This is a genomic window from Pseudomonas sp. 2995-3 (genome assembly GCF_002742565.1).
In the GTDB taxonomy this organism is placed as follows: domain Bacteria; phylum Pseudomonadota; class Gammaproteobacteria; order Pseudomonadales; family Pseudomonadaceae; genus Aquipseudomonas; species Aquipseudomonas edaphica.
Genome location: NZ_LJSB01000245.1, coordinates 55,312 through 79,886 on the forward strand (window position 1 = coordinate 55,312; position 24,575 = coordinate 79,886).

The window sequence follows — 24,575 nt, forward strand, 5'->3', positions numbered from 1 at the left end:
GTTTCCTATTGACAGAATTCGTTCATGCGCGCGTAAAAAACCCGGTGATAGTCATACATCGCTTTTAACGCTGGCGTATTATCGAGAACCTCTTTATCGGGCTGAGTCTTACTCGACGAAATAATGCACTCACTGTTTTCTGCGGCGACGTGCCAACTTCGCCAGGTTTTCCATTGCGGAGGGCACTCGCGTTTCCACACCATGGCTTGCGGCAGAAATTCAATATCCAAATAGTCACACAGTTTGCCAATCACGCGCTCCGGCGCTGCCGCCAGGTCATCAGCATTAATCACATAGGGCACTTTGCCGGTGAGTTTGGTGACCACACAAAAGATCTCATACAAGGCTTTATGCCCGATGGCTTGCAACGGCATGTTGGGGTGTATTCGATAATGCGAAAGAATGCTGCTGGCGGGCTCCCGAATAAGAAAGATATTGTCTTGTTGCGCCAGAAAGTCCACGTCTACTTTTAAGTCATCGAGGCAGTGATAACACATGTCTTTGTGAAATACGCTGGCCGTCTCCCTGGCCTTGACCAGTCGTTCTTTTATGCCCTGATACGTGGTTGGAAAACTATGATCCCATTCATCCGAAGGAATGGCAGAGTCTGCAGAAAATGCCATATGAGCAAACGGCTCGTGGAAGACTTCAAAGTCTTTGCGCTCGATAAACACGCGCTCCAACACCGTTGAACGAGAACGGGGGTGCGCCCATAACCCGACCATCTTGTTCATACGAGCACCCCATATTCGGCCGCCATGATCGCACTGAGCGAGCGACTGAAAGCGTGCACAGGGGGGCAGAGTCGAGTGCAAAAATCGGCCAAGCGTCGGTGCGCACTGTTGGCCTCATTGCACGTGTTGATAAAAGCCTCATGATTGCAAAAGTCATAAGGCTCAATGCCATCCAGGCAGTAGGCTTCGCAGAAATACGGAATACGAAACAACTTCGCGAGCGTCGAAGCCGGGGGCTTCAAGGGTTCCCCTGCAGGAAATACAGGTTTACCGCGACTTTCGCGCTCAATCAAAAACTCAACCACCTCCGGCGTCAGTGTGTAGCACGTCGCCGACAAGCCGGTCTTCTCCAAGTGCCAGCAATGCTTGTTTCCACGCTCGTCGACATCGACTTTTATACTGGAAAGCAGGGTTTTGACAGGAACGGAAGACGCCGAGACCAGCGCCTGTATCTGCTCATAAACCAGCAACTCGGCCCAGCGCAGATCCTCTGGACTCAGCGTCAGGCCACGCTCCGCCGCTTGTAACGCAAGCTCGGGTTGACAGGCGAAGCGGCCGATCATGAACGTGATCACGTACTTGCAATGGCTTGTGTCAACACCCTTGCTGCGTGCAGTCACCCTTCCACGCTCTATTGCCTGGATGCCTGCCTTGAATTGCGAAACAGTGAAGCAGAACGTGATGTTGAGAGAACTTCCTTGCGCCACTAAGTGCTCGACAGTCGTAAGGCCTTCCTGGCTTGCGGGGACCTTCACCATCACATTCGCAGACAACTGACGCAGCGCCACTCCCCTGGCAGTCATGCGTTCAGCGCAGCGCACATCGACCGGATCAACTTGAGCGCTAATCCAGCCTTCACACTGCCCGGATTGAACCCAGCGTTGCTTCAGGTCCGCAGCCCCCTGCACGATCACTTCGTCGTACAGTTTCCTGCGCAACTCTTGGGGCGCCAGTTTGGCAAGATTAAACCGCGACAACCAATACTCGCGTCTTTCAAGAATCACCGCAGTGACCAGTCGAGGGTTTGTCGTCACATTGCTGAACCCACCGGGTTGCGAAAATGTGTCTGGCATTAACTGCTCTATGCAGCCGGACGCTGCCGGGTATTTTTCAAGCAAGTGTTTCTTATAAGGCACATAGACGGCAGGCGACGAATCCCACCAGACCTCCGAACGTTGATCATTACCCTTTAGCCGCTCTGTATAACCTGAAGTCTTCACAACACCTCCTCCCTGAGTAGTCATATCACGCTAGCGCCGTGCGTAATTCACGCATATTGGAAAAAGGCAACGCCCCGGCATCAGCCAAAATTAAATGTCGGCCCACGGGCCCAAAACCCAACACGCTTATATTCGCCGCAACCGCCGCGCGAATGCCGGCAACACTGTCTTCAATAACCAATGCATCACGGGGGTCGACGTTATAAGCAGCGCACGCCGTTAAAAATACTAAAGGGTCTGGTTTCCAACGCCCTAACTCATAACAACTGAATATGTGCCCCTCAAAATAAGACAACAGTCCCGTGAGACGTAAACAGTGTTCTATTTTATTACGGGGCGCACTGGAGGCTACGCAAAAAGGTAGCGTCAGGCCCTCCAGTACTTCTCTTATTCCATCGGTAGGTTTTAACTGCGCCGTCAAATCGATCCGTGCACGCTGACGGAAAGCTTCTTCAAACTGACTGTCCAGGCAAATACTCAATACCCGTTCAGCTTCACGTAAGCAGTCGGCAATCTTGCGCCCACGAAAGCGCTCAATAAATTCTACTAAGTCAAGGCCCGTAGCCTCTGGTGCATCACGACGTGCTTGTTCATTCAGCAGGGAGATCAATACAGACAGGGTGATTTCTTCGCTGTGTACAAGTACACCGTCGCAGTCGAAGATCACTAACTTAGGCACGCCCACGCGGACAGGCGCAGCCTCCTGAACTGGTAGTTCCCCTATAAAGGCCAATGGGTACATGGGCATCTCTTATAGGTATATCCGCGATGACTTCTGAACTACCAGCGGAGCACATTTAGGTGTGCTTATAAGACGCCTAGAGAAAAATCCTGTCAAACGATTTTTAGCGGTTTATTAATTACTTTTAATTATTTATATTGTATTTTTTATTCCCAAAAGCTAAGCGCTTCAATCGAAAAACCCATTTGCGACTGCTGAACTTCTACCGACACGTGTCAGTCAGCACAAAGGACTCTCATAGAACGGTGGGTGGGCAATGCAGATCTCCTTGCAGCAACAAGTGGCCCTGGTCACCGGCGCCAGTTCCGGCATCGGCGCAGGCGCAGCCAAGGCGTTGGCCGAAGCCGGCGCGGCCGTGGTGCTCAACTACAACTCCCAGGCGGCGCCAGCCGAAGCCCTCGCTGCGCAGATCAACGCAGGCGGCGGGCGGGCAATTGCCATCGGCGGTGACGTGTCCAAAGAAGCCGACGTGGAGCGCCTGTTCGCCCAGACCCTTGAGGCCTTCGGTCACCTGGACATTCTGGTGGCCAACTCGGGCCTGCAAAAAGACGCCAATCTGGTCGACATGACCCTCGACGATTGGAACACCGTGATCGGCGTCAACCTCACCGGCCAGTTCCTGTGCGCCCGCGCCGCCGTGCGGATCTTCAATCGCCAAGGCATTCGCGACGGTGTCTCGCGGGCGGCCGGCAAAATCATCCATATGAGTTCGGTGCACCAGCTCATCCCGTGGGCCGGGCATGTGAATTACGCAGCCTCCAAGGGCGGTGTGGAGATGCTGATGCGCACCCTCGCCCAGGAAGTCAGTGAACAGCGCATCCGCATCAATGGCATCGCGCCAGGGGCGATTCGTACGGCAATTAACCGTGCGGCCACTGAAGGCGCGGCTGAAAAAGAACTGCTCAAGTTGATTCCCTACGGTCGCGTAGGCGATGTGGAAGACGTGGCCAATGCGGTGGTCTGGCTGGCCAGTGATGCCTCCGACTACGTGGTGGGCAGCACCTTGTTTATTGATGGCGGCATGAGCCTTTATCCGGAGTTTCGTGGCAATGGTTGATTTCAAGAATGAACAACAGAGCGCCATCGATGCCCATGGCATCATCGGCGATATGCGTAGCGCAGCGCTGGTGAACGACAAAGGCAGCATCGACTTTTTCTGCTGGCCGGAATTCGACAGTCCGTCGATCTTCTGCTCGCTGCTGGACTCGCCCGAGGCCGGTGCTTTCCAACTCACCCCTGACCTGCCCAACGCACGTCGCGAGCAAATCTACCTGCCCGACACCAATGTGCTGCAAACCCGCTGGCTGAGTGATGAAGCGGTGGTGGAAATCACTGACCTGCTGACCGTTGGCGAAGACGTCGACGACCTGCCGCTGTTGATTCGCCGCGTGCGTGTGGTCAGCGGCAAAGCCACCCTTCACCTGCGCTGCGCCGTGCGCCATGACTATTCCCGCGCACAAACCCAGGCGACGACCGACAACGGTGGCGTGCTGTTTACGGCTGACGGCCAGCCCGCCCTGCGCCTGGTCGGTAGCCATCCGCTGAACCTCGAAGACCACGCGGCAGTCGCAAGCTTTAGCCTGAGCCAGGAGGAAGGCGCCGAATTTGTCCTCGGTGGCGCCGACGACCCACGCGTCACCAATGACTGCACCGACCTGTACCTGGAACGCACTCTGAAGTTCTGGCGCGGCTGGATCGCGCAATCCAATTACCGTGGGCGCTGGCGTGAAATGGTCAACCGCTCGGCATTGGCCTTGAAGCTTTTGACCTCACGCAAACACGGCGCAATCATCGCTGCCGCCACCTTCGGCCTGCCGGAATCACCCGGCGGCGAACGCAACTGGGATTACCGCTACACCTGGATCCGCGACGCCTCGTTCACCGTTTACGCGTTTATGCGCCTGGGCTTTGTCGAGGAAGCCAACAGCTACATGCGCTGGCTCAAAGGCCGAGTCAGCGATTGCTGCGGCCAGCCGACCAAAATCAATATCCTCTACGGCATTGATGGGCGCCAGGAGCTGCCGGAAACCACACTCGATCACTTGACCGGGCACGGCGGCGCCAAGCCGGTGCGCGTCGGCAATGAGGCGTTCGACCAGATCCAGTTGGATATCTACGGCGAGCTGATGGACGCGGTGTACCTGGTTAACAAATATGGCGAGGCGATTTCCCACGAAGGCTGGAAACACACGGTGGAAGTGGCCGACCAGGTCTGCGAAATCTGGAACCAGAAAGATGTCGGGATTTGGGAGATGCGCGGCGAGCAGCATCACTTCCTGCATTCGCGGCTGATGTGCTGGGTGGCGCTGGACCGCGCAATCCGCCTGGCCTCCAAACGCTCGCTGCCGGCCCCATTCGCACGCTGGGACCAGACCCGTCAGGCCATCTACGCCGATATCTGGAGCAATTTCTGGAACGAAGAGCGCGGGCACTTTGTGCAACATATCGGCAGCACCGCACTGGATGGCTCGATGCTACTGATGCCGCTGGTGCGCTTCGTCGCGGCCACCGACCCGCGCTGGCTGTCGACCCTGGAAGCAATCCAGAAAAGCCTGGTGCGTGACGGCATGGTCTATCGCTACCGCAACGACGACAGCCAGATCGACGGCCTGCAAGGCACCGAAGGCGCCTTTACTGCGTGCTCGTTCTGGTACGTCGAATGCCTGGCCCGCGCCGGCCAAGTGGAGAAAGCCCACCTGGAATTCGAACAACTGCTGCGCTACGCCAACCCGCTGGGCCTGTACGCCGAAGAGTTCGACAGCCAGGCCCGTCACCTGGGCAATACGCCCCAGGCGCTGAGCCACCTGGCATTGATCAGTGCGGCGACGTTTTTGGACCGTAAGCTCAGTGGGGAAAAGACCGTGTGGCAACCCTGAGGTGGGCTGTGCACAATGGGCAGTCCCGTCGTTAGACTGCTCGGAAAACTTGGAGGTAGATGTGGGGTGGCATGCTTTTGCCAAAATCATTGATCGCGAGCCGGTTTTCGCGACACTAGCGCCATGAGCGGATTTCCTGCCCTCGCTACCCCGCGCCTGCACCTGCGAGAACTGCAAGTGAGCGACGCCCCCGCGCTGTTCGCCATCCACGCGGATGCCGCGAGCATGCGCTGGTTCGGCGTCGACCCGATGACTGACCTCCCCCAGGCCGAAGCCCTGATCGAAACGTTCGCCCAGTGGCGCACCCACCCAAACCCAGGCACACGTTGGGGCCTTGAACACCAAGGCAAATTGATCGGCAGCTGCGGCCTGTTCAAGTGGAACCGCGCCTGGAACAGTTGCGCGTTGTCCTGCGAGCTGGCACCTGCTGCTCGTGGGCAGGGCTTGATGAACGAAGCCTTGCAGGCCATGCTCGATTGGGGCTTTGAGCATATGCAGTTGCATCGCGTCGAAGCCTTGGTGCACCCGCAGAACACTGCTTCTGTAGCGCTATTGAAACGCCTGGGTTTTAAAACCGAAGGCACATTACGAGACGCAGGGTTCTGGAATGGCCAGCGGCATGACCTGAGGGTGCTGGGGTTATTGGCGCAAGAGTGTATAGACGACCACTGAGAGGCCTATAACGATACCGATGCCACTTAACGCGCCCTGATATTCAAGGAATGAATATGATCCTGTGCCTAGAAAGAGATGTAAGCACACCGATCCGACCTATATTGAGCTGCAGCGAAACGTGGGAAAGCTACGATAAAGGCTTGATCAAATGTTGGGAGGTTGGTCGGGCACTGGCAACTGGATATTGATCCTGAGCAGGAGGTCCCTAAAACGTGCTCGCGTACTCACATAATGGTTACGTTCACGCCCGACAAAGCGAAGTACATCAATCAGACCACGGAATCTGAATCTTAAGGAGCAGGACGCATGGATCTTCATAAGGAATTCGAGCGAAGCATTTTCTTTCACCAGGCACGTATTGACCGACGCTCTGCCGATGCATTGGTCGGGATTACCGCCGGCTTGACGGCTGATGGCAAAATCAACCAAAGGGAAGCCGAGTTTCTCAAAACTTGGATAGAGACCCATCTGATACAACTTGAAGATCCGGTCGTTAACATTCTTTATCAACGTCTCGCCAATATGCTGAGCGACGGTGTGCTGGATGAAGATGAGTCGAACGAGCTATTGGAAATACTGCATCAATTCTCGGGCCTTCCAATTGGGGCGCCTCAGCGCACGACAGGCGTTAGCAGCCTGCCGTTGAACGACCCGGTTCCTGAGCTCGATTGGCAGGGCAGGGTTTTCCTGTTTACAGGAGTCATGGCATACGGCCCTCGCAAAGACTGCGAGTCGCTCGTACTCGAACGAGGAGGCGTGATCGGAAACTCTGTTAGTAAAAAAGTCCATTTCCTGGTGGTGGGCAGCATTGGCAATGAGCAGTGGCTCCACAGTTCCTACGGTACGAAAATCAAGAAAGCAGTGGCGTTGCGAAACAGCGGCGTTCCCATCGCAATCATCAGCGAAACCCACTGGCAACAGGTGGTGTTCGGTTGAATCCCATCATTTCCATCCTCATTCACGTCCCAGACTGGCGCACCGCAACCGACGGGCTAGACAAGTCAGGCAACTGACTTCAAGCGTGCAATGCACCGTCATCGGCTTGAGCTAGAGTTCCAGCAACGTTGGCCTGACCCTGACCTGTGGCGAGCAAGCTCGCTCGCTACAGGTATCTATCGTTCGATCAATCATTTGGTATTTACACCATGAACCCACTCGCCCAGCTGCTCTACGTGCGCACCTCCATGCTCGACGTGGCCTATGAAGCCCACGGCCCCGAAGGCGGCGCGCCGATTATCCTGCTGCACGGTTTCCCCTACGACCCGCGTGGCTACGATGACATCGCGCCGGTGCTGGCCGAGCGTGGCTACCGCGTGCTGGTGCCTTACCTGCGCGGCTATGGCCCGACGCGGTTTATCAATGAGCAGGTCATGCGCTCCGGCCAACAGGCGGCGTTGGCCAAGGATTTGCTGGACTTCATGGATGCCCTTCACATCCCGCAAGCCACTTTGGCGGGATATGACTGGGGTGGCCGCGCCGCGTGTATCGTCGCCGCGCTGTGGCCCGAGCGCGTACGTGGGTTGGTGACGGGAGATGGCTACAACATTCAGGACATCGCCAACTCACTCAAGCCGGGTGCGCCCGAGACAGAGCATCGCTTGTGGTATCAGTTTTACTTTCACACCCAGCGCGGTGTGGACGGTTTGACTGCCAATCGCCGCGAGCTGTGCGAGCTGCTGTGGAAGCTGTGGTCGCCGACCTGGGCCGAAGGGCCGAGCCTCTACGCCAAGACCGCGCCGTCATTTGATAACCCGGATTTTGTCGAGGTGGTCATTCACTCCTATCGCCATCGCTTCATGTACGCCCCCGGCGACCCGGCGTTGGAAGCCATCGAACAGGCACTGGCGCTGCAACCGCCGATCTCGGTGCCGAGCATTTCGCTGTGCGGTGCCGATGATGGCGTCGGCCCGGCCCCGGTCGAGGACGACGATGTGGCGTGCTTCAGCGGCGAGTATCGGCGCCAGGTGTTGCCGGGCGTTGGCCACAATGTGTTCCAGGAAGCGCCGCAGGTGACCCTTGAGGCGCTGTTTGAACTGCTCGCTCACGACACCGGCGAAAAGCGTTCGCGGTAAGCCTGGGGCGTCACCGATAACGCGCGCAGAAAGCTGCGGCGCAAGGTTTCTTCGCAGCCGAACCCGCACTGCACGGCAATGCGTTTGATGGACGCCGTGCTGTCGGCCAACTGCCGCCGCGCCGTTTCCACGCGGATCAGTTCGACGGCGCGTGCCGGGGTTTGGCCGGTTTCGGTGCGGTAGTGGCGCACAAAACTGCGCTCGCTCATGCCAGCCTGGGCGGCCAACGTGGCGATGTTCAAATCCAGGGTAAGGTTTTCGGCCATCCAGGCGTGCAAGTCGGCAAAACGGCTGTCGCCCTTTTGCAGCGATAACGTCGCGCTGAATTGCGATTGCCCGCCCGGACGCTTGAGGAACACCACCAAATGCCGCGCCACTTCAAGGGCGACGGCGCGGCCCAGGTCTTCTTCCACCAGGGCCAGGCACAGGTCGATGCCGGCGGTGACACCGGCGGAGGTCCACACCGCACCTTGCTGGATAAAGATCGGGTTGGACTCCACCGTCAGCGCGGGAAACTTGCGCGCCAGCTCTTCACAGCGCGTCCAGTGGGTGGCCACGCGGCAGCCGTCGAGCAAGCCGCTGGCGGCGAGCAAAAAAGCCCCGGTGCACACCGACGTCATGCGCCGTGTGTGCCTGGCCTTTTCGCGCACCCACTGCACCAACGCGGGGTCTTCGGCAGCGCCATACACGCCCCAACCGCCTGCGATCACCAATGTGTCGCAGGGTGTATCCAGCGCGGGCAGCGGCTCGGCCACCAACGCCAGGCCGGCGGAGGTCATCACCGGCGCATCCTGCGCGGCGACCACCGAAACCGCGTAAGGCAACGGCAGGCCGCGCTGGCGCGCCAGGTCATTGGTTGAGGCGAACACCTGCAACGGCCCGGTCACGTCGAGCACTTGGGCATTTTCAAAAGCGAGAACGTGGATGATCCGGGTCATGATTGGCGTGATGTGTGGGCTCAATGGCGTATTCGCCAAAGCCTAGGCCTCTACAGTGAAGCCGTCCACCCCTTTATCGGAGCTTGATTCATGACCTTGCAGATCGGTTTTCTGTTGTTCCCCGGTATCCAGCAGCTTGACCTTACCGGCCCCTATGACGTGCTGGGGTCGCTGCCGGATGTGAAGCTGCACCTGGTGTGGAAAGACCTGGCACCGATCACCTCCAGCACCGGACTGGTGTTCACTCCGACCACGACGTATGCCGACTGCCCGCGCCTGGATGTGCTGTGCGTGCCCGGCGGTTCCGGCGTCGGCGCCTTGATGGAAGACCCGCAAACCCTCGACTTCCTCAAAGCCCAGGCGCAGACCGCCCGCTACGTGACCTCGGTATGCACCGGCTCACTGGTGCTCGGCGCGGCCGGTTTGCTGCGCGGCCGCAAGGCCACCACCCATTGGGCTTACCACGACCTGCTCGCCCCGCTGGGCGCCATCCCGGTGCAAGCGCGCGTGGTGCGTGACGGCAACCTGTTCACCGGTGGCGGGATTACTGCGGGGATCGATTTCGCACTGACCCTGGCCGCCGAGCTGTACAGCGAAGCCGCCGCACAGCTTGTGCAGTTGCAGATCGAATACGCGCCGGCACCGCCGTTTGACGCGGGCAGCCCGAGCACCGCGCCTGAACATGTGCTGGAAGAAGCCCACAAGCGCACGGCGGAATCGCGTCGGGTGCGCGGTGAAATTGTGGCGCGGGCGGCGGCGCGGTTGGGCTGATGGCACCTGCGCAGCAAATTCTGTGGCGGTAGTGCTGTAATGGCGGAGGGTCAGGCAGGCCGGGACATAAACGCCAACCGCGCCGCCAATAGCGTCAGCACGGTCGCCAGGCCCCATTTCTGCAGCCTGGCGCTGTGGCTGCTGCCCGCAAACACTCGGCTGATCGCCCCGCCAAAAATGCCCAGCAAGGCGTGGAAAACCCCGGCGATCAGGGTCAGAACGCCGCCCAGCACCCACAGCTGCACCGCAATGGAGCCGGCCTCGGGCCTGACGAATTGGGGCAGAAACACCATGAAAAACAGCAACGCCTTAGGGTTGAGCAAACTGTTGAGCATGGCCTGCACAAACACATGCCGTAAACGCACGCGCCGGACCTGGCTCATGTCCAGGCCGGTGTTTTTTTGCAAGGTCTTGAACACCAGCCACAGCAGGTAGATCACCCCGGCGTAACGAATCAAATCAAACGCCGGCGGCCAACTGGCGACCAAGGCGGTGACCCCGCTCGCCGTCAAGGCGGTCAACAGCAAATCCGCCACGCAGATCCCCAGGCTTGAAGCCACGCCACCGCGCCAGCCATAACTCACGCCATGGCTGATCACAAACGCCATGTTCGGCCCCGGCGACAGCAGCAACAGCAAAACAGCGCCGGAAAACACCGCAAGGGTTGCAAGGTCGATCATGCTCAAGCCCTCCACCAGAGAAAGCCTGCAGATTAAACGGCGCGCCGTGCGGCAACAAAAAATTGTGCTGGATACATTCTTCGCCAACGGTCATGTCGGGTGATTGCTCATTGCCACAACCAACGATTAGAATGCGAAACATTATCAATAATACCCTGCGTCAGGATGACCCTGTTGAGCGACCATCCTCTGGACTCTGCCGCTATCGGCCAGCTCTACCATGCCCATTCTTCCTGGTTGCGCGGCTGGTTGAGCCGGCGCACGGGCTGTCGTGAACATGCCGCTGACCTGGCGCAGGAAACCTTTGTGCGGCTGCTCAACGCGCGCAAACAACAGACCTTGCAACAACCGCGCGCCTACCTGAGCAGCATTGCGCGCAGCCTGATGATCGACCAGTACCGGCGCCGCGAGCTGGAGCGCGCCTACCTTGAAAGCCTGGCGCACTTCCCGCAAGTGGATGTGCCGTCGGAAGAAACCCGCCTGTTGATCCTTGACAGCCTGGAGCGCATCGACCGCTTGCTCGACCAGCTCAAGCCACGGGTGCGCGAAGCGTTTTTGCTGGCGCAACTGGACGGCCTGACCTGCGCACAAATTGCCCTGCGTTTGGGCGTGTCCAAGGCCACGGTTGAGCGCGACCTGGCCAAAGCCCTGCATGCCTGCTACCGGTTACGTTATGCCGAACTTTGACCCGCGCCTGGTCGACCAGGCCATCCAGTGGATGATCCGGCTGCGTTTCAACATCGCCGATGACGTCAGCACTGCTGCGTTCGAACAGTGGCTGCAGAGCAGCCCCGAGCACCAACGGGTGTGGCAACGGGTGGCCACCATGAGCGATGAGTTCAGCCACGTGCCCGCCGGTGCCGGGCGCCATGCCCTCAACGGCGCACGCCAACGCATCAGCCGCCGTGACACCTTGAAGGTGCTGGGCCTGTTTGCCGGCGCCGCCGGCCTCGCCTGGCTCGGGCGCGACTACACACCCCTGCCCGTGCTGATGGCCGACTACCGCACCGCCACTGGCGAGCGACGCTGGGTGACGCTCAACGATGGCAGCCATATCCAGCTCAACAGCGCCAGTGCGATCGACGTTGCGCTCAGTACCGAACGGCGCCGGGTCCACCTGCGCCAGGGTGAAATGCTGATCAACACCGGCGCCGACAGTCGACCGTTCTGGGTGCAAACCCGTGACGGCTACCTGCGTGCCCTCGGCACGCGCTTTCTGGTGCGCGAAGAAGGCCAAGGCACGTTGCTCGCCGTACAACAAGGCAGCGTGGCGGTGTATGCCGACCTGCACGACAGCAGCGCGCGCCAACTGATCAACCCCGGCGAACAGGTGCTGTTCGACCGCACCCACCTGCGCCCACCGATCGCCAACGGCCTGGATCCCTGGGCTTGGAGCGACGGCGTGATCAGCGCCCACAACATGCGCCTGGATGATTTCCTCGCCGAGCTAAGCCGCTACCGCAACGGTTTGGTGCGCTGCAGCGAGGCCGTGGCCGAGTTGCACGTATCGGGCACTTACCAGTTGGATGACACCGACCAGGTGCTCAACCTGGTGGCGCAGTCGCTGGCGGTCAACGTCACCTATCGCAGCCGTTATTGGGTGACGGTTACGTCCCGCGCTTAGTGCATAAAAAATAAATGAGGTTATTTCTCATTGCCGCTCGACCTGTAAGGAAAGGCCGATCAACAGGCCGGTTCTGTTCACTTCCTTAAAGGAGCATCCCGCGGTCATGCAAGCGTTCCCTTCCCAACGTTCCCCCCTCAAGCGCGCGGTGCAGGCCGCCCTGCTGGGCGCCTGCCTGAGCGGCGGCGCCCTGCCGCTGGCCGTGATGGCCGAAACACTCGCCAACGACACCCAGGCACGCGATTGGCAGATTGCCCCAGGTGCGCTGGCCAACGTGCTGGACCAGTTCGCCCGCCAGGCCGGCATCAGCCTGTCCTACGACGCTACCAGCGTCGCCAACAAGTCGAGCCCAGGCTTGAACGGGCGCTATGAGCGCGAGCAAGCCTTGGGCGAACTCTTGCGTGGCCACGGCTTGCAGGCACAACGTCAAGGCGCAAGCACTTGGCTGCTATTGCCACACATCGCCGAGACCGGCGCGCTGAACCTGGGCGCCACCACCGTCACCGGCGAGCGTCTGGGTGCCACCACCGATGGCAGCGGTTCCTACACCACGGGCGCAGTCACCATCGGTAAAGGTCAACACAGCCTGCGGGAAACACCGCAATCGGTCAGTGTGATGACCCGCCAATTGATGGACGACCAGAACCTCACCACCATCGAAGACGTGATGGAACACACCCCGGGAATCACCGCCTACGCATCCCCCATGGGCGGTAAATATTTCTATTCCCGTGGCTTCAAGATGCTCGGCCAATACCAGTACGACGGCGTACCGCTGGACATGGGCAAAGACTACGTACAGGCCGACAGTTTCAGCGCCAACATGGCGATCTACGACCGCGTGGAAGTGCTCAAGGGCGCAGCCGGCATGCTCAAGGGTGCCGGTACCGCCAGTGGTGCCGTCAATTTTGTGCGTAAACGCCCCCAGGCCAAGCCGACCTCCAGCCTGTCGCTGGCCGCTGGCACCTGGGACAACTACCGGGCCGACGTCGACACCGGCGGCCCCTTGAATGACAGCGGCACCGTGCGCGGCCGCGCGGCATTCAGCCAGCAGGATCGCGGTTCCTACATGGATATTTCCAAACGCAAGGACCAGGCCTTCTACGCCGCGCTGGATGTCGACCTCAACCCCGACACCACCCTGGGGCTGGGCGCCAGCTACGAAGACATCGACGCCAGCCCGTGCTGGGGCGGTCTACCGCGTTACAAGGATGGCAAGAGCGCCAAATTGAGCCGCTCCACCTGCCTTGGCCAATCCTGGAACGACTGGCAAAGCCAGCGCGCCACCTTCTTCGCCGACCTCACCCACCACTTCAACGACGACTGGCAACTCAAGGTCGCCGCCGTGCATAGCCGCAACCTGCAAGACACCAAGTACGCCGCCAGCGAAGGCACTATCGCCTATGGTGATCCCGCGCCCACGGCCAATTCCTACGCCGCGCTGATGGACTACGATCACAAGGACTTCGGCCTCGACGCCTACCTGGACGGCAAGTTCGAAGCCTTCGGCCTGGCGCATGAACTGATCATCGGCGCCAACGGCAGCCGTGGCACTCAGGACGACGTCTACGCGATCCGGAATCTGCCGACTCGCCAGAGCATCTATCAACCCGACCACCACTTCCCGGAGCCGGCCAACGACACCTTCTGGCCGAATATGTACCGGGGCGGTACGGTCAAGGAAACCGCCACCCAATACGGCGCCTACGCCACCTTGCGCCTGCGCCTGGCCGAACCGTTGATGCTGGTTCTCGGCAGTCGCGTCAGTTGGTATGAAAACCGCCGTGAGTCCTTGAACCTGGCCTGGGGCGAGTGGGCCGACCAGGATGCGCGCACCAAGGAAACCGGGGTGGTCACGCCGTTTGCCGCGCTGATCTACGACCTCAATGACAACCTTTCGGTGTACGCCAGCTACGCCGATATCTTCCAGCCACAAAGCTCCTACGCCACGGTCAGCGGTTCGGCCCTCAAGCCGAAAATGGGTGAGAATTATGAGCTGGGTATCAAGGGCGAATGGTTTGACGGGCGCCTTAACAGTTCCCTGGCGCTGTTTCGCGCCATCGAAAAAAACGCCGCCCAAACCGATTTCATCACCCGCTGCGGCAGTTCCTCCGACGGCTACTGCTACACCGACACTGGCAAAGTTCGCGCCCAAGGGGTCGAGGCCGAGCTGAGCGGCGAATTGCTTGAACGTCTGCAAGTGTTTGGCGGCTACACCTACACGCAAACCAAAAACCTGAAGAACATCGACAGCGCAGCCGAAGGCGCGGTGTCCAACACCTACGTACCCCGGCATATGCTGCGTTTATGGGGCGACTACCAGTTGGACGATGCACTGTCAAAATGGACAGTTGGCGCAGGGGTCAACGCCCAGAGCAGTAACTACCGCCTGCAAACCATCAAACTGGAGCAGGCCGGGTATGCGTTGTGGAATGCGCGCATTGCGTATCAGGTGGACGACACCTGGACGGTGGCGCTCAACGGCAACAACCTGTTCGATAAAAACTACTACCAGACCGTGGGTACCTCAGGCTGGGGTAATCTTTATGGAGAGCCGCGCAACCTCACGCTGAGCCTCAAAGGCAACTTCTAAACATCACCAGTCCTTGCACCAGAGCCGGCAAGCCGGCTCTGGTTCGACAACCCCCCTTCCCCCGCCCTGCTTCTGTCAAAAAAAGCTTTTTTCGCTGGCAGGCAAATCCCCACGTTTGTTCCTACACTCCAAAAAGCCATCATCGATTCTCGATTTTTCTGAAAACACGGCCTCCAATGTCAATAAATCGTCATACCATGGGTCTCATGAGAGCCATTGAGGGCGACGGCGAAAAAAAGCCAAAACATTGACACGAAACCTCAAGGAAGCCACTATTTAGCCATCATTCCGTAAATTCCTGCGTCTGAACAGGCATTACGTATTACCCAGCAACTGCAGTTGTTCGATTTGCACCACTTGTAAAGCAAACCTGCCTTATGGATGAGCAAAACGAACAGGAACGTTCTGGTGGTGTATTGAGGATCTGATCTATGCGCGGTAAATCGTCGGTCGATAGCCTGTTTTTGACTCGTCCCGGTTTCGTTGAGTTTTTTGTCGTCTTCGTCAAACTGATCCACGGCCTCACTGCTGTGGTGCCGGCAATTATCCTGCTGTTCTACCCGGAACCTGTCGCCGAGCACATGCGCAACCACTACCTGGGCCTCCTGGTATTCTTTGCGCTCTTGACCATCATTCTGTTCCAGGCCCTGGGGGTGTACTCCGAGGATCTGTTCAGCAATCGCCTGCGTTTTCGCGTGATGCTGGTGGCCTGGGTCTCGGCGTTTTGCATCTTGCTGTTCATGTACCAGATCCTGCTGCTGTTCCCACAGTTGAGCCCACGCAACCTGACGGCCTGGTTCTCCATGAGCCTGGTGCTGTTTGGCGTGGAGCGGATATTGATGCTGCGCCTGTATCGCCATTTGATGAAGAACGGCAAGTTCTTGCAACGTACGGTGATCCTGGGCTTTACCGAGACGGCGGTGCATGTGGCTGAACACCTGTCGCGCAACAGCGATATCCGTTCCGGCCTGATCGGCTTTATCGACGACCGTACCGAGCGCATTCCCAAGGAATTGAGCCGCCTGCCCTTGCTGGGCAATACCCGCGACCTGGAAAAGCTGATCCGCTCCGAACAGGTCAGCCAGGTCATGATCACCCTGCCCTGGGCCGCCGAGCAGCGTATCAACGGGCTGGTCAAGCGCCTGCGGCAGATGTCGGTGAACGTCATGCTGGTGCCCGACATGGCTGCCTTGCGTTATGGGCATAACCGCATCACCGATGTGGGCGGCATCCTGATGTTCAATACCTCACAGTTGCCGCTGCGCGGCTGGTCGCCCTTTATCAAGCGTTGCGAAGACCTGCTGCTGGCCAGCATCGGCCTGTTGTTGCTGTCACCGGTGATGCTGGCGACGGCCATCGCGATCAAGCTCGATTCCAAGGGCCCGGTGCTGTTCCGCCAGAAGCGCTTTGGCTACAACGACAACCTGATCCGGGTGTTCAAGTTCCGCTCGATGTACGTCGAACAGACCGACCTGAACGCCGAGAACCAGACCACACGCCAGGACCCGCGCATCACCCGGGTAGGCAGGATCATTCGCAAGACCAGCATCGATGAGCTGCCACAACTGTTCAACGTGCTGCTGGGCAATATGTCGATGGTCGGCCCGCGCCCTCACGCCACGGCCACCAAGGCCGCCGGGGTTCCGTTTGAGCAAGCGGTCAGCGAATACAGCTCACGCCACCGGGTCAAGCCAGGCATCACCGGCTGGGCACAGATCAATGGCTACCGTGGCGAGACCGACACCCTGTTCAAAATCCAGAAGCGAGTCGAATACGACCTGGAATACATCGCCAAATGGTCGGTGTGGCTGGATCTGTACATCGTTTTCATGACGGTTCCGGCCGTCCTTTCCACCAAGGAAGTCTATTGATGAACCCTCTTAACGGATTGATCCCGTGCATCATCTCCGGTGGTTCGGGCACGCGGCTGTGGCCGGTTTCGCGGCAGAACATGCCCAAACCCTTCATGCGCATGCGCGACGACCAGAGCCTGCTGCAAAAGACCTTCCTGCGCGCCAGCCACTTGCCAGGGGTGGAGAGCATCCTGACGGTAACCAACCGCGACCTGCTGTTTCGCACCCTCGACGACTACCGCGCGGTGAACACCCAGCGATTGGCCCTCGAGCTGCTGCTGGAGCCGTTTGGACGTAACACCGCCGCCGCCATCGCCGTGGCCGCCTTGCATGTGCAGGAGCATTTCGGCGCTGAAGCGCAGTTGCTGGTGATGCCCGCCGACCACCTGATCCTTGATGAAGCGGCCTTCGCCCAAGCGGTAGAAAAAGCCCGCGCACTGGCCGAGGCCGGTTACCTGGTGACCTTCGGCATTCAGCCTGACCGTGCCGAAACCGGCTTTGGCTATATCGAACAAGGCGCAGCGTTAGGGGCCGGGTTTCAGGTCCGGCGCTTTGTCGAGAAGCCCGACCTGGCCACCGCCCAAGGCTATTTGGACGGCGGCAAGCACCTGTGGAATGCCGGCATGTTCTGCTTCAAGGCTGCCAGCCTGTTGGAAGAATTGGCCAGCCACGCCCCGGCAGTCCTGGACGCTGCCAAGGCCGCACTCGAGCACAGCCAGAGCCTGCAAAACAGCAGCAGTCGCCAGCGTGAACTGAGCCCGGAAGGTTTCAGTACCGCGCCGGACATCTCCATCGACGTGGCCCTGATGGAAAAATCCGCAAAGGTCGCGGTCGTGCCCTGCAACATTGGCTGGAGCGATATCGGCTCCTGGGAAGCGCTGCGCCAACTCACCCCCAGTGATGACAATGGCAACCAGATCAATGGCGAGGCGATCCTGCACGACGTGCATAACTGCTACATCGACTCGCCCAAGCGGGTACTCGGTGCAGTGGGCGTGCGCGACCTGATCATCGTCGACACCCCGGACGCACTGTTGATCGCCGACGCCCACCGCAGCCAGGACGTGCGCTATATCGTCGCCGAACTTAAGCGCCAGAATCACCCGGCGTTCAGCCTGCATCGCACGGTCACCCGCCCGTGGGGCACCTACACGGTGCTGGAAGAAAGCACGCGCTTCAAAATCAAGCGCATTGTGGTCAAGCCCAAAGGCTCGCTGTCGCTGCAAATGCACCATCACCGCAGCGAGCATTGGGTAGTGGTCAGCGGCGCAGCGATGATCACCAATGGCGAGCGCGAGATCCTGCTCAACATGAACGAGTCCACCTACATTCCCGCCGGCCACAAACACCGCCTGACCAACCCCGGCATCATCGACCTGGTGATGATCGAGGTACAGAGCGGTGAGTACCTGGGCGAAGACGACATCGTGCGTTATGACGACATCTACGGCCGCGCTCCGGTGGAAGTGAAACCCTGATGCGCACGTCCCTGATCATCCCCACCCGCAACGCGGCCAGCCATCTGGACCGCCTGCTGCCAGCGCTGCGCATGCAGACCTTGCAACCGGACGAGATGCTGGTGGTCGACAGCGCATCGAGCGATGACACCGTGGCGCGCTTTCGCGAGTTTGGCGCGCGTGTGGAGGTGATTGATGCCCGCGACTTCAACCACGGCGGCACCCGGCGCTGGGCCAGTGAACAGGTGGGCGGCGACGCTTTGATCGTCATGACCCAGGACGCGATCCCCGCCACGGCCGAGACCTTCGCCAACCTGATCGCCGAATTGCAACGGGAGCCGCTCAATGGCGTGGCCTACGGCCGGCAACTGCCGCACCCCGGTGCAGGGGTGCTGGGGGCACAGTCGCGGCACTTCAATTACCCGGCGGCCAGCCGCAGCAAAAGCCTGGCCGATGCACCGCAGCTAGGGATCAAGACCTGCTTCAGCTCCGACTCGTTTTCGGTGTACCGGCGCAGCGCCCTGCAGGCGGTGGGTGGTTTTCCCCAGGATGTGATTGGCAGCGAAGACGCCTACGTCGCCGCACGCATGTTGCTGGCCGGCTACCAGGTGCGCTACGCCGCCAGCGCGCAGGTGTATCACTCCCATGATTACCGCTTGCTGGACGAGTTCAAGCGCTACTTCGATATCGGTGTGTTCTACGGCCGCGAGGCGTGGATTCGCCAGGCGTTCGGCGACGCCGGCGGCGAAGGTAAACGTTATGTGCTGGCCGAACTGCGCGCATTGCGCGAGGCCAACGCGCTGCACCGCGCGCCGGAAGTGGTGGTGCGCAGCGCCTTTAAATTGCTGGGTTATCGCCTCGGCCACCTTGAACGCCACTTGCCCAACGCGCTTAAACGGCGCCTGGGCATGTTTTCCACCTACTGGACTTGAGCCGTCATGAAGACTACCAACCGACGTTCCCGTCTTACCCTGCTCAGCCTCTTGAGTGCCTCAATCTGGCTGGCGGGCTGTTCGACCCCCGCGCGGGTGCCGCTTCCTGACAACAATACGCTCAAGGCCGGCCATCAAGCGGCGCTGACCCTGGCCGACCTGCCACCGCCGCAGGTGCTGATCCAGACCGGCGACTCGCTGCGGATCGTGCGCGATGCCCAGGAGCCGGCGGCGGCCGATGACATGACCGTATTCGTCGTGCGCCCCGACGGCGTGATCTCGGTGCCCAATATTGGCCGGGTCAAGGCCGCCTTGCGCACGCCCGAAGACCTGGGCAAGGAAATCACCGAGAAGTACAAGCGCATCTACCGCGAACCGGCGGTGACGGTGAACATCGCCAGCGCGCCGAGCAACAAGGTGTTTATCGGCGGTGCGGTGTCCAACCCGGCGTTTTTCGACTTGGCCGGCAACGTCAGCGTCGAGCAGGCGCTGCTCAGTTCCGGTGGTGTATTGCCCTCGGCGGATGCCTCCAACGTGGCCTTGCTGCGCACCGGGCCAGATGGCAAGTACAGGACGTACTTCATCAGCCTGGAAAGCATGTTGACCAACCCCAATCACCCGCGGGTGGCGTTGCAGCGCGGCGACTTGATCTTTGTGCCGCAGTCGGGCATCGGCGCGACGGTGGAGGCCGTGGATATGTACTTCACCAAGCTGTTTCCGATCAACAAGGGGATTGGCATTGGCTTGAATTACGACCTGAACAAGAGCGACGTGAAAAACAGCGGCAACACCATCTACAACAACCCAACCATCAACACAGGCCAAGGATTATGAAGCGGGCGTCGTATCACTCGAACCAAGCGTTCCCGTTTTTCGTAAACCCCATATGCAATGGAGTGATCCTGTGATCGAAATCCGCTCTCTTCGCGACCTGCTGCGGCTGTTTTTCATCTACCGCCGCGAATTCAAACTGGCAGTGATCACCACGATCGTCGTCGCGGTGCTGGGTGCCTTCCTGTTGCCGGCTCGCTACGAGTCCGACGCGCGCTTGCTGGTCAAGCCGGGGCGGGACAACACCACCTTGCCGATCGAAGCCGCCAACCGCCAGACGCTGATTGCCCCGAGCACCCAGCACGACCCGATTGTCGACGAAGAAAAAATGCTCACGGGCCGGCCCATCGTGCATATCGTTGCCGAGCGCTATATGGCGATGACCTCCGAGCCGCCGCAGGGTTTCTGGAAGGTCACCAAGTTCTACGTCAAGAAGGGCGTTGGCGAAGTCGTCAACGGCGTGCGCAGCGTGCTGCAGTTCGTAGGCCTTGCCGAGAAACAAAGCCCGCTGGAGCGCCTGGCGACCTCGCTGGAGAAGAACTTCAAAGCCGCTCACGAGCCAGGCTCTTCGGTGATCGAGATTTCCTTCACCTGGGACGACCCGGCGGTGGCGCAAAAAGTCGTCGAAGAATGGGTCAACGCCTACCTTGAGGAACGTGCGCGGATTCTCGGGCGCAAGAGCCTGCATACCTTCTATGAAACCGAACGCGCCAAGGTGGCGGAAAATATCCAGAGCCTGAAGGACCAACTGCAAGTCCGTTTGAAGCAGATCGATTCGATCAGTGTCGATGCGCGCCTGAAGAACCTCACCAGCCAGATCGACCGTGTCACCGACGCCAAGGTCAGCGCACAAAACCAGATCTCGGGCATTCGCAGCCTCCTGGCCAACGCCAGCCAGCAGATCAAGAGCCAGCCGGCAGACGTGGTGACGATGCGCGAAACCAGCCTCAACCCCACCCAACTGGACCTCAAGCGCCAGCTCAATGCGCTGCAAGTGGAACGCGCACGCCTGTTGCGCACCTACCTGCCGGGCACGCCGCAGGTCAATCAGATCGAGCAGAATATCCGCGACATCGAAGCCCTCAGCGCTCAGGAAGCCACGCGCCTGGAACGCTCGCAAAACACCGCGCCCAACAGCCTGGTGATCAACATCAAGCAGCAAGTGATCGACGCCCAATTACAAGAGCGCAAACTGGCCGGCGAAATCGAGAACTACGACAAAACCCTCGCCGAGCTGCGCGACCAGCGTGACAAGGCGATGACCGATGAGCCGGAACTCAACAAGCTGAGCCAACAACTGCGCGCCGCCGAAAAAAGCTACGCGTTGTACTCGGACAACCTTGAACAGGCGCGAATCGATCATGAACTGGACAACAGCCAGATCAGCAACATCGCCCTGATCGAACACGCCACCCTGAACCCGTCACGTGTGTTTCCCAAAAGCCTGCTGATTCTGTTGTTCGCCATTCCCGCCGGCGTGGCCGTGGGCTTCTTGACCATTTATGTGCTGTACCTGCTGGACCAACGCATCCACGATGGCACACGCTTGCAGGAGATGTTCCAGGTGCCGTTGTGGAGCAGCATCCCCGACGTGCAAGACGCCACGCCGGCCGCCGTCACCGCCAGCCTCTATCGCTTGTACAGCCTGCTGCCCCTGGAGCGCATCGCCAGTGAAGGCTTTGCCCTGGGCCTGACCTCGGCGCGGCATGGCGAGGGTGTGACGTTTATCATCGAGCAGCTCAAGCGCCTGCTGGAAGAACGTGGCCATCGCGTCTCGGTCGACGGGGCGAACGCGCCCACGGCGGGTGAAGTGCTGTTGCTGGATGCCTCGGCCTTGTCATCCAACCCGCAGACCTTCCTGACGCTGCGCCGTGCCGACCAGATCGTGCTGGTGATCGAAGCCCGCACCAGTACCGTACCGACCATCGAAAACGCGGTGTCGCTGCTGACCACCGCGTTCGGCAAAGTCGACGGCATGATCCTCAACCGCCGCCGCTTCGAAGTACCGGCCAAGGTCCTGGCGCGGATCAACAGCTGGCGCGGTGCGGCCTGATGCGTATTGCATTGCTGGCACCTCTGCCGCCGGAGCAGACCGGGATCGCCGATTACGCCGCGCATTTGCGCAACGCGTTGATCGAACTGGGCCTTGAAGTGGTGACCCCCCTCGCGGGTTGCCAGGACCTGGCTGAACAGTTGCGGCGCTTGCAAGCCTTTGACTGGCACGGTGTGGATCTGGTCCATGCCGAACTGGGAGGTGGGCGCTTCGGTGAGTTCCAGGCGCTTGACTACCTGCGTCGGGCACAACCACAACTGCCGTTGACCGCTACGGTGCATGACCCGGAGCGCTTGATCTGGCGCCGGGCCAAGCTGTTTTTCCCCTTGACCCTGCTAGAACGCCTGCCCCACCCGTTGCCCCAGGCGGCGGCACTGCTGGCCGACCCGCTGACCTTGCACGAAGAACGACGCCTGGCCAAAGGGATGCGCCGGCTGATCACCCTCACCCACCTGGGAGGCGACTGCCTGCGCCAACGCATGGGCCTGCGTCCGCAGCAAGTGGCGGTGATTGCTCACGGCAACCTACCCATCGCGGCCCAGGACTTGCCGCCACTTGCGCCGTTGCGTCTGTTGTATTTCGGCTTTATCTATCGCGGCAAGGGCATTGAGGACCTGCTCCAGGCCCTGGCCCAGTCACTGGCCACCCACCCGCAATGCCGAGGCCAGGTGCGCCTGACCCTGGCCGGCGGCACCGCCCCGGAAATGACCTTCGACCCGGCCGGCAACTACCTCGACGGCCTGCGCCAACAGATCATCGCGCTGCACCTGGAGGATGTGGTGGACTGGCAGTTGGACCTGCCATCAGCGCAGATCGCCGCTACGATCCAGGCGCACCATGTGATGGTGCTGCCCTACCGCGAATCGAAAAAACTCGGTTTCCTGGGACAGATGCGTGGCACCAGTGGCGCGCTGTCATGGGCCAATGCCTGCGGGCGCGGGGTGATCACCTCCAATGCGCGTGCCTTTGCTGAAGAGGTGGCCGGCGGCAATGGCATCACCTATCAGCAGGGCGATATCGATTCCTTGAGCAACGCCTTAAACCGCTTGATCCTCGACCCGCAGCAGGCCCGGCAATGGGCTACCCGGGCAGCGGAAATCGGCCACCAACGCCAGTGGGCCACCACGGCCCGACGTTTTGCCGAATTATTTCGGGATGCTTGTGAGGAGCCGTTGCGATGAATATTTCATCTGTTCGCCCGATGTGGCGCTATCTGCCGCTGGTGCTGGCAATCGCCGTGGGTGGCGCCCTGCTGTCGAGTGAAAAAGTCGATGCGCAGCCGGTGAACCTGGCCCCGGAGCGCAGTGTGGTATGGAAGGACTTCCTCGGCGTGAACGCGCACTTTCTGTGGTTCACGCCCGAGCAGTACCGCCAGCAGATCACGCAATACAAGAAACTTGGATTGCAATGGGTGCGGGTCGACCTGCACTGGGATCGCCTGGAGCCCACAGAAGACGGTTATCAACTCAGCACCTTCGATGAACTGGACCGCACCCTGAGCGCTGAAAAAATCCGCTCGGTGTTTTACCTGGTGGGCTCGGCGCCCTTTATCACCACCGCCCCCAAGGGCGCGAAGTTCCAGGACCAGTATCGCCCGCGGGACCCCGAAATCTATGCGCTGCGCCTGGCACTCCTGGCCAAGCGCTACCCCAATATTGATGCCTGGCAGGTATGGAACGAGCAGAACCTGCCGAACAACTGGCGCCCCGAAGTCAACGCCAAGGAGTACGGGCAATTGTTATTGGCCAGTCACCAGGCGTTGAATATTGCCGCGCCCGGCAAACTGCAGGTCATGGGCGGCATGGCGTACTACAGCCAAATGCCGCCGCGTGGCAAAACCCTGATGTTCGAAGCGCTCGGCGCGCTGGGCGTGCAAAACCTGGGCATGGTCGCGGCCTATCACCCTTATTCGATGACCCCGGAAACCGATGAACCGGGCAAGAACGAAGTGCTGCTGCGCGGTGATCAACTCAATACCATGCTGCACGGCGCCGGGATCAAGAACGTATGGGCTACCGAGTGGGGCTGGTCCAGCTATGCCGGCCCCAAAGAGATGCAGGACCTGATCGGTATCGACGGGCAGGCCGACTACACCTTGCGCCGTCTGGCGTTGATGGCGTCCCAGGACTATCAGAAGATTTTCCTGTTCGCGCTGTCCGACCTCGACCAACGCGCCTCGCCACGCGACCAGCATTACGGCCTGCTGAACCTGGACGGCGAACCCAAGCCGGTGTACACCGCCCTCGCCCGCTTCCTTGAGATCACCGGTCCCTCTCTTAAACCCGGCACCACGCCACAACTCAAGGACGTGCCGGACAGTTTCTACAGCGTGGCCTGGACACGGCCTGACGGAAAACACCTGTTGATGTACTGGAGTGCCGAAGGCAGCAGCATCAGCCTGCCGGATATTAAACGCGCAGAACTGCTGGACCCGCTGACCGGAGCCCGGCAAACCCTGAGCGACGACAACGGTATTCGCCCAGTGGTGAAGCCGAGTTTGCAGATACTGGTGTGGTAGCCCCGG

At 60.0% G+C, this 24,575-nt stretch carries 21 protein-coding genes and 1 pseudogene; 17 read left to right on the forward strand and 5 right to left on the reverse strand.

Annotated elements, in window-relative coordinates; translation table 11 throughout:
* Window positions 1–5: 5 nt before the first annotated feature.
* From AOA62_RS24950 to AOA62_RS24960, 3 genes are read right to left on the reverse strand one after another with little or no spacing between them, the layout of a single operon-like run.
* Window positions 6–734, reverse strand: a complete 729-nt coding sequence (locus AOA62_RS24950) for a sulfotransferase family protein (RefSeq protein ID WP_099550082.1) — start codon at window positions 732–734, stop codon at window positions 6–8.
* Complete coding sequence (locus AOA62_RS24955; protein ID WP_099550101.1) at window positions 731–1,954, reverse strand: transaldolase family protein; 1,224 nt, start codon at window positions 1,952–1,954, stop codon at window positions 731–733. The genes AOA62_RS24950 and AOA62_RS24955 overlap by 4 nt, the downstream gene beginning before the upstream one ends.
* Window positions 1,955–1,979: 25 nt before the next feature.
* The gene (locus tag AOA62_RS24960) at window positions 1,980–2,696 is read right to left on the reverse strand and encodes an HAD family phosphatase (RefSeq protein WP_017135319.1); all 717 of its coding nucleotides are present in this window, start codon (window positions 2,694–2,696) and stop codon (window positions 1,980–1,982) included.
* Window positions 2,697–2,952: 256 nt separating this feature from the next.
* Here AOA62_RS24960 and AOA62_RS24965 point away from each other — a divergent pair, with 256 nt between their 5' ends.
* The 6 genes and pseudogenes from AOA62_RS24965 to AOA62_RS24990 all read left to right on the forward strand — a co-directional run bounded on the left by AOA62_RS24965 (window position 2,953) and on the right by AOA62_RS24990 (window position 8,319).
* Window positions 2,953–3,753 carry a glucose 1-dehydrogenase gene (locus AOA62_RS24965; RefSeq protein ID WP_099550083.1) on the forward strand — a complete coding sequence of 267 codons (801 nt, stop codon included), beginning with the start codon at window positions 2,953–2,955 and terminating at the stop codon, window positions 3,751–3,753.
* Complete coding sequence (locus AOA62_RS24970) at window positions 3,746–5,572, forward strand: glycoside hydrolase family 15 protein (protein ID WP_099550084.1); 1,827 nt, start codon at window positions 3,746–3,748, stop codon at window positions 5,570–5,572. Before AOA62_RS24965 ends, AOA62_RS24970 begins: the two co-directional genes overlap by 8 nt.
* A gap of 123 nt (window positions 5,573–5,695) precedes the next feature.
* The gene (locus AOA62_RS24975) at window positions 5,696–6,244 is read left to right on the forward strand and encodes a GNAT family N-acetyltransferase (RefSeq protein WP_099550085.1); all 549 of its coding nucleotides are present in this window, start codon (window positions 5,696–5,698) and stop codon (window positions 6,242–6,244) included.
* A gap of 56 nt (window positions 6,245–6,300) precedes the next feature.
* Window positions 6,301–6,541 (forward strand): annotated as a pseudogene (locus AOA62_RS32550) (hypothetical protein).
* A gap of 12 nt (window positions 6,542–6,553) precedes the next feature.
* Window positions 6,554–7,183 carry a BRCT domain-containing protein gene (locus AOA62_RS24985; protein WP_099550086.1) on the forward strand — a complete coding sequence of 210 codons (630 nt, stop codon included), beginning with the start codon at window positions 6,554–6,556 and terminating at the stop codon, window positions 7,181–7,183.
* A gap of 209 nt (window positions 7,184–7,392) precedes the next feature.
* Window positions 7,393–8,319, forward strand: a complete 927-nt coding sequence (locus tag AOA62_RS24990; RefSeq protein WP_099550087.1) for an alpha/beta fold hydrolase — start codon at window positions 7,393–7,395, stop codon at window positions 8,317–8,319.
* Here the strand turns inward: AOA62_RS24990 and AOA62_RS24995 are convergent.
* Window positions 8,289–9,257 carry a GlxA family transcriptional regulator gene (locus AOA62_RS24995; protein WP_017135325.1) on the reverse strand — a complete coding sequence of 323 codons (969 nt, stop codon included), beginning with the start codon at window positions 9,255–9,257 and terminating at the stop codon, window positions 8,289–8,291. The genes AOA62_RS24990 and AOA62_RS24995 overlap by 31 nt on opposite strands.
* Window positions 9,258–9,347: 90 nt before the next feature.
* On the opposite strand from AOA62_RS24995, the gene inhA reads away from it, so the two are divergent.
* A complete protein-coding gene (inhA, locus tag AOA62_RS25000; protein ID WP_017135326.1) occupies window positions 9,348–10,028 on the forward strand; it encodes an isonitrile hydratase in 681 nt (226 codons plus the stop codon).
* A 50-nt stretch (window positions 10,029–10,078) separates the two neighbouring features.
* On the opposite strand, the gene AOA62_RS25005 is transcribed toward inhA, so the two are convergent.
* The gene (locus AOA62_RS25005) at window positions 10,079–10,708 is read right to left on the reverse strand and encodes a LysE family translocator (RefSeq protein ID WP_017135327.1); all 630 of its coding nucleotides are present in this window, start codon (window positions 10,706–10,708) and stop codon (window positions 10,079–10,081) included.
* 171 nt (window positions 10,709–10,879) lie between these two features.
* On the opposite strand from AOA62_RS25005, the gene AOA62_RS25010 reads away from it, so the two are divergent.
* From AOA62_RS25010 to AOA62_RS25055, 10 genes are all read left to right on the forward strand, one after another.
* The gene (locus AOA62_RS25010) at window positions 10,880–11,395 is read left to right on the forward strand and encodes a sigma-70 family RNA polymerase sigma factor (RefSeq protein ID WP_099550102.1); all 516 of its coding nucleotides are present in this window, start codon (window positions 10,880–10,882) and stop codon (window positions 11,393–11,395) included.
* Window positions 11,382–12,332 carry a FecR domain-containing protein gene (locus AOA62_RS25015; protein WP_099550088.1) on the forward strand — a complete coding sequence of 317 codons (951 nt, stop codon included), beginning with the start codon at window positions 11,382–11,384 and terminating at the stop codon, window positions 12,330–12,332. The genes AOA62_RS25010 and AOA62_RS25015 overlap by 14 nt, the downstream gene beginning before the upstream one ends.
* Before the next feature lie 106 nt (window positions 12,333–12,438).
* Complete coding sequence (locus tag AOA62_RS25020) at window positions 12,439–14,925, forward strand: TonB-dependent receptor (protein WP_099550089.1); 2,487 nt, start codon at window positions 12,439–12,441, stop codon at window positions 14,923–14,925.
* A 431-nt stretch (window positions 14,926–15,356) separates the two neighbouring features.
* Window positions 15,357–16,796, forward strand: a complete 1,440-nt coding sequence (locus AOA62_RS25025) for an undecaprenyl-phosphate glucose phosphotransferase (RefSeq protein ID WP_017135331.1) — start codon at window positions 15,357–15,359, stop codon at window positions 16,794–16,796.
* A complete protein-coding gene (locus AOA62_RS25030) occupies window positions 16,796–18,256 on the forward strand; it encodes a mannose-1-phosphate guanylyltransferase/mannose-6-phosphate isomerase (protein WP_099550090.1) in 1,461 nt (486 codons plus the stop codon). The genes AOA62_RS25025 and AOA62_RS25030 overlap by 1 nt, the downstream gene beginning before the upstream one ends.
* Window positions 18,256–19,167, forward strand: coding sequence for a glycosyltransferase family 2 protein (locus AOA62_RS25035; protein WP_099550091.1), 912 nt, complete (start codon window positions 18,256–18,258; stop codon window positions 19,165–19,167). The genes AOA62_RS25030 and AOA62_RS25035 overlap by 1 nt, the downstream gene beginning before the upstream one ends.
* 6 nt (window positions 19,168–19,173) lie before the next feature.
* Window positions 19,174–20,001: a polysaccharide biosynthesis/export family protein gene (locus AOA62_RS25040; protein ID WP_017135334.1), complete on the forward strand. Its 828-nt coding sequence runs from the start codon at window positions 19,174–19,176 to the stop codon at window positions 19,999–20,001.
* A gap of 70 nt (window positions 20,002–20,071) precedes the next feature.
* The gene (locus AOA62_RS25045; protein ID WP_099550092.1) at window positions 20,072–22,051 is read left to right on the forward strand and encodes an exopolysaccharide transport family protein; all 1,980 of its coding nucleotides are present in this window, start codon (window positions 20,072–20,074) and stop codon (window positions 22,049–22,051) included.
* Complete coding sequence (locus AOA62_RS25050; protein WP_017135336.1) at window positions 22,051–23,232, forward strand: glycosyltransferase; 1,182 nt, start codon at window positions 22,051–22,053, stop codon at window positions 23,230–23,232. The genes AOA62_RS25045 and AOA62_RS25050 overlap by 1 nt, the downstream gene beginning before the upstream one ends.
* Window positions 23,229–24,569 carry a beta-xylosidase gene (locus tag AOA62_RS25055; protein ID WP_032865434.1) on the forward strand — a complete coding sequence of 447 codons (1,341 nt, stop codon included), beginning with the start codon at window positions 23,229–23,231 and terminating at the stop codon, window positions 24,567–24,569. The genes AOA62_RS25050 and AOA62_RS25055 overlap by 4 nt, the downstream gene beginning before the upstream one ends.
* Window positions 24,570–24,575 lie beyond the last annotated feature (6 nt).

What these genes read in the sequence shown, in the direction of transcription:
- AOA62_RS24970 (WP_099550084.1), top strand. Translation starts at nt 3,746, where the DNA reads ATGGTTGATTTCAAGAATGAACAACAGAGCGCCATCGATGCCCATGGC.
- AOA62_RS24990 (WP_099550087.1), top strand. Translation starts at nt 7,393, where the DNA reads ATGAACCCACTCGCCCAGCTGCTCTACGTGCGCACCTCCATGCTCGAC.
- AOA62_RS24950 (WP_099550082.1), bottom strand. Translation starts at nt 734, where the DNA reads ATGAACAAGATGGTCGGGTTATGGGCGCACCCCCGTTCTCGTTCAACG.
- AOA62_RS24965 (WP_099550083.1), top strand. Translation starts at nt 2,953, where the DNA reads ATGCAGATCTCCTTGCAGCAACAAGTGGCCCTGGTCACCGGCGCCAGT.
- AOA62_RS25040 (WP_017135334.1), top strand. Translation starts at nt 19,174, where the DNA reads ATGAAGACTACCAACCGACGTTCCCGTCTTACCCTGCTCAGCCTCTTG.
- AOA62_RS25050 (WP_017135336.1), top strand. Translation starts at nt 22,051, where the DNA reads ATGCGTATTGCATTGCTGGCACCTCTGCCGCCGGAGCAGACCGGGATC.
- AOA62_RS25025 (WP_017135331.1), top strand. Translation starts at nt 15,357, where the DNA reads ATGCGCGGTAAATCGTCGGTCGATAGCCTGTTTTTGACTCGTCCCGGT.
- AOA62_RS25055 (WP_032865434.1), top strand. Translation starts at nt 23,229, where the DNA reads ATGAATATTTCATCTGTTCGCCCGATGTGGCGCTATCTGCCGCTGGTG.
- AOA62_RS25030 (WP_099550090.1), top strand. Translation starts at nt 16,796, where the DNA reads ATGAACCCTCTTAACGGATTGATCCCGTGCATCATCTCCGGTGGTTCG.
- AOA62_RS25015 (WP_099550088.1), top strand. Translation starts at nt 11,382, where the DNA reads ATGCCGAACTTTGACCCGCGCCTGGTCGACCAGGCCATCCAGTGGATG.
- AOA62_RS25035 (WP_099550091.1), top strand. Translation starts at nt 18,256, where the DNA reads ATGCGCACGTCCCTGATCATCCCCACCCGCAACGCGGCCAGCCATCTG.
- AOA62_RS25005 (WP_017135327.1), bottom strand. Translation starts at nt 10,708, where the DNA reads ATGATCGACCTTGCAACCCTTGCGGTGTTTTCCGGCGCTGTTTTGCTG.
- AOA62_RS25020 (WP_099550089.1), top strand. Translation starts at nt 12,439, where the DNA reads ATGCAAGCGTTCCCTTCCCAACGTTCCCCCCTCAAGCGCGCGGTGCAG.
- AOA62_RS24960 (WP_017135319.1), bottom strand. Translation starts at nt 2,696, where the DNA reads ATGTACCCATTGGCCTTTATAGGGGAACTACCAGTTCAGGAGGCTGCG.
- AOA62_RS24985 (WP_099550086.1), top strand. Translation starts at nt 6,554, where the DNA reads ATGGATCTTCATAAGGAATTCGAGCGAAGCATTTTCTTTCACCAGGCA.
- AOA62_RS24995 (WP_017135325.1), bottom strand. Translation starts at nt 9,257, where the DNA reads ATGACCCGGATCATCCACGTTCTCGCTTTTGAAAATGCCCAAGTGCTC.
- inhA (WP_017135326.1), top strand. Translation starts at nt 9,348, where the DNA reads ATGACCTTGCAGATCGGTTTTCTGTTGTTCCCCGGTATCCAGCAGCTT.
- AOA62_RS24975 (WP_099550085.1), top strand. Translation starts at nt 5,696, where the DNA reads ATGAGCGGATTTCCTGCCCTCGCTACCCCGCGCCTGCACCTGCGAGAA.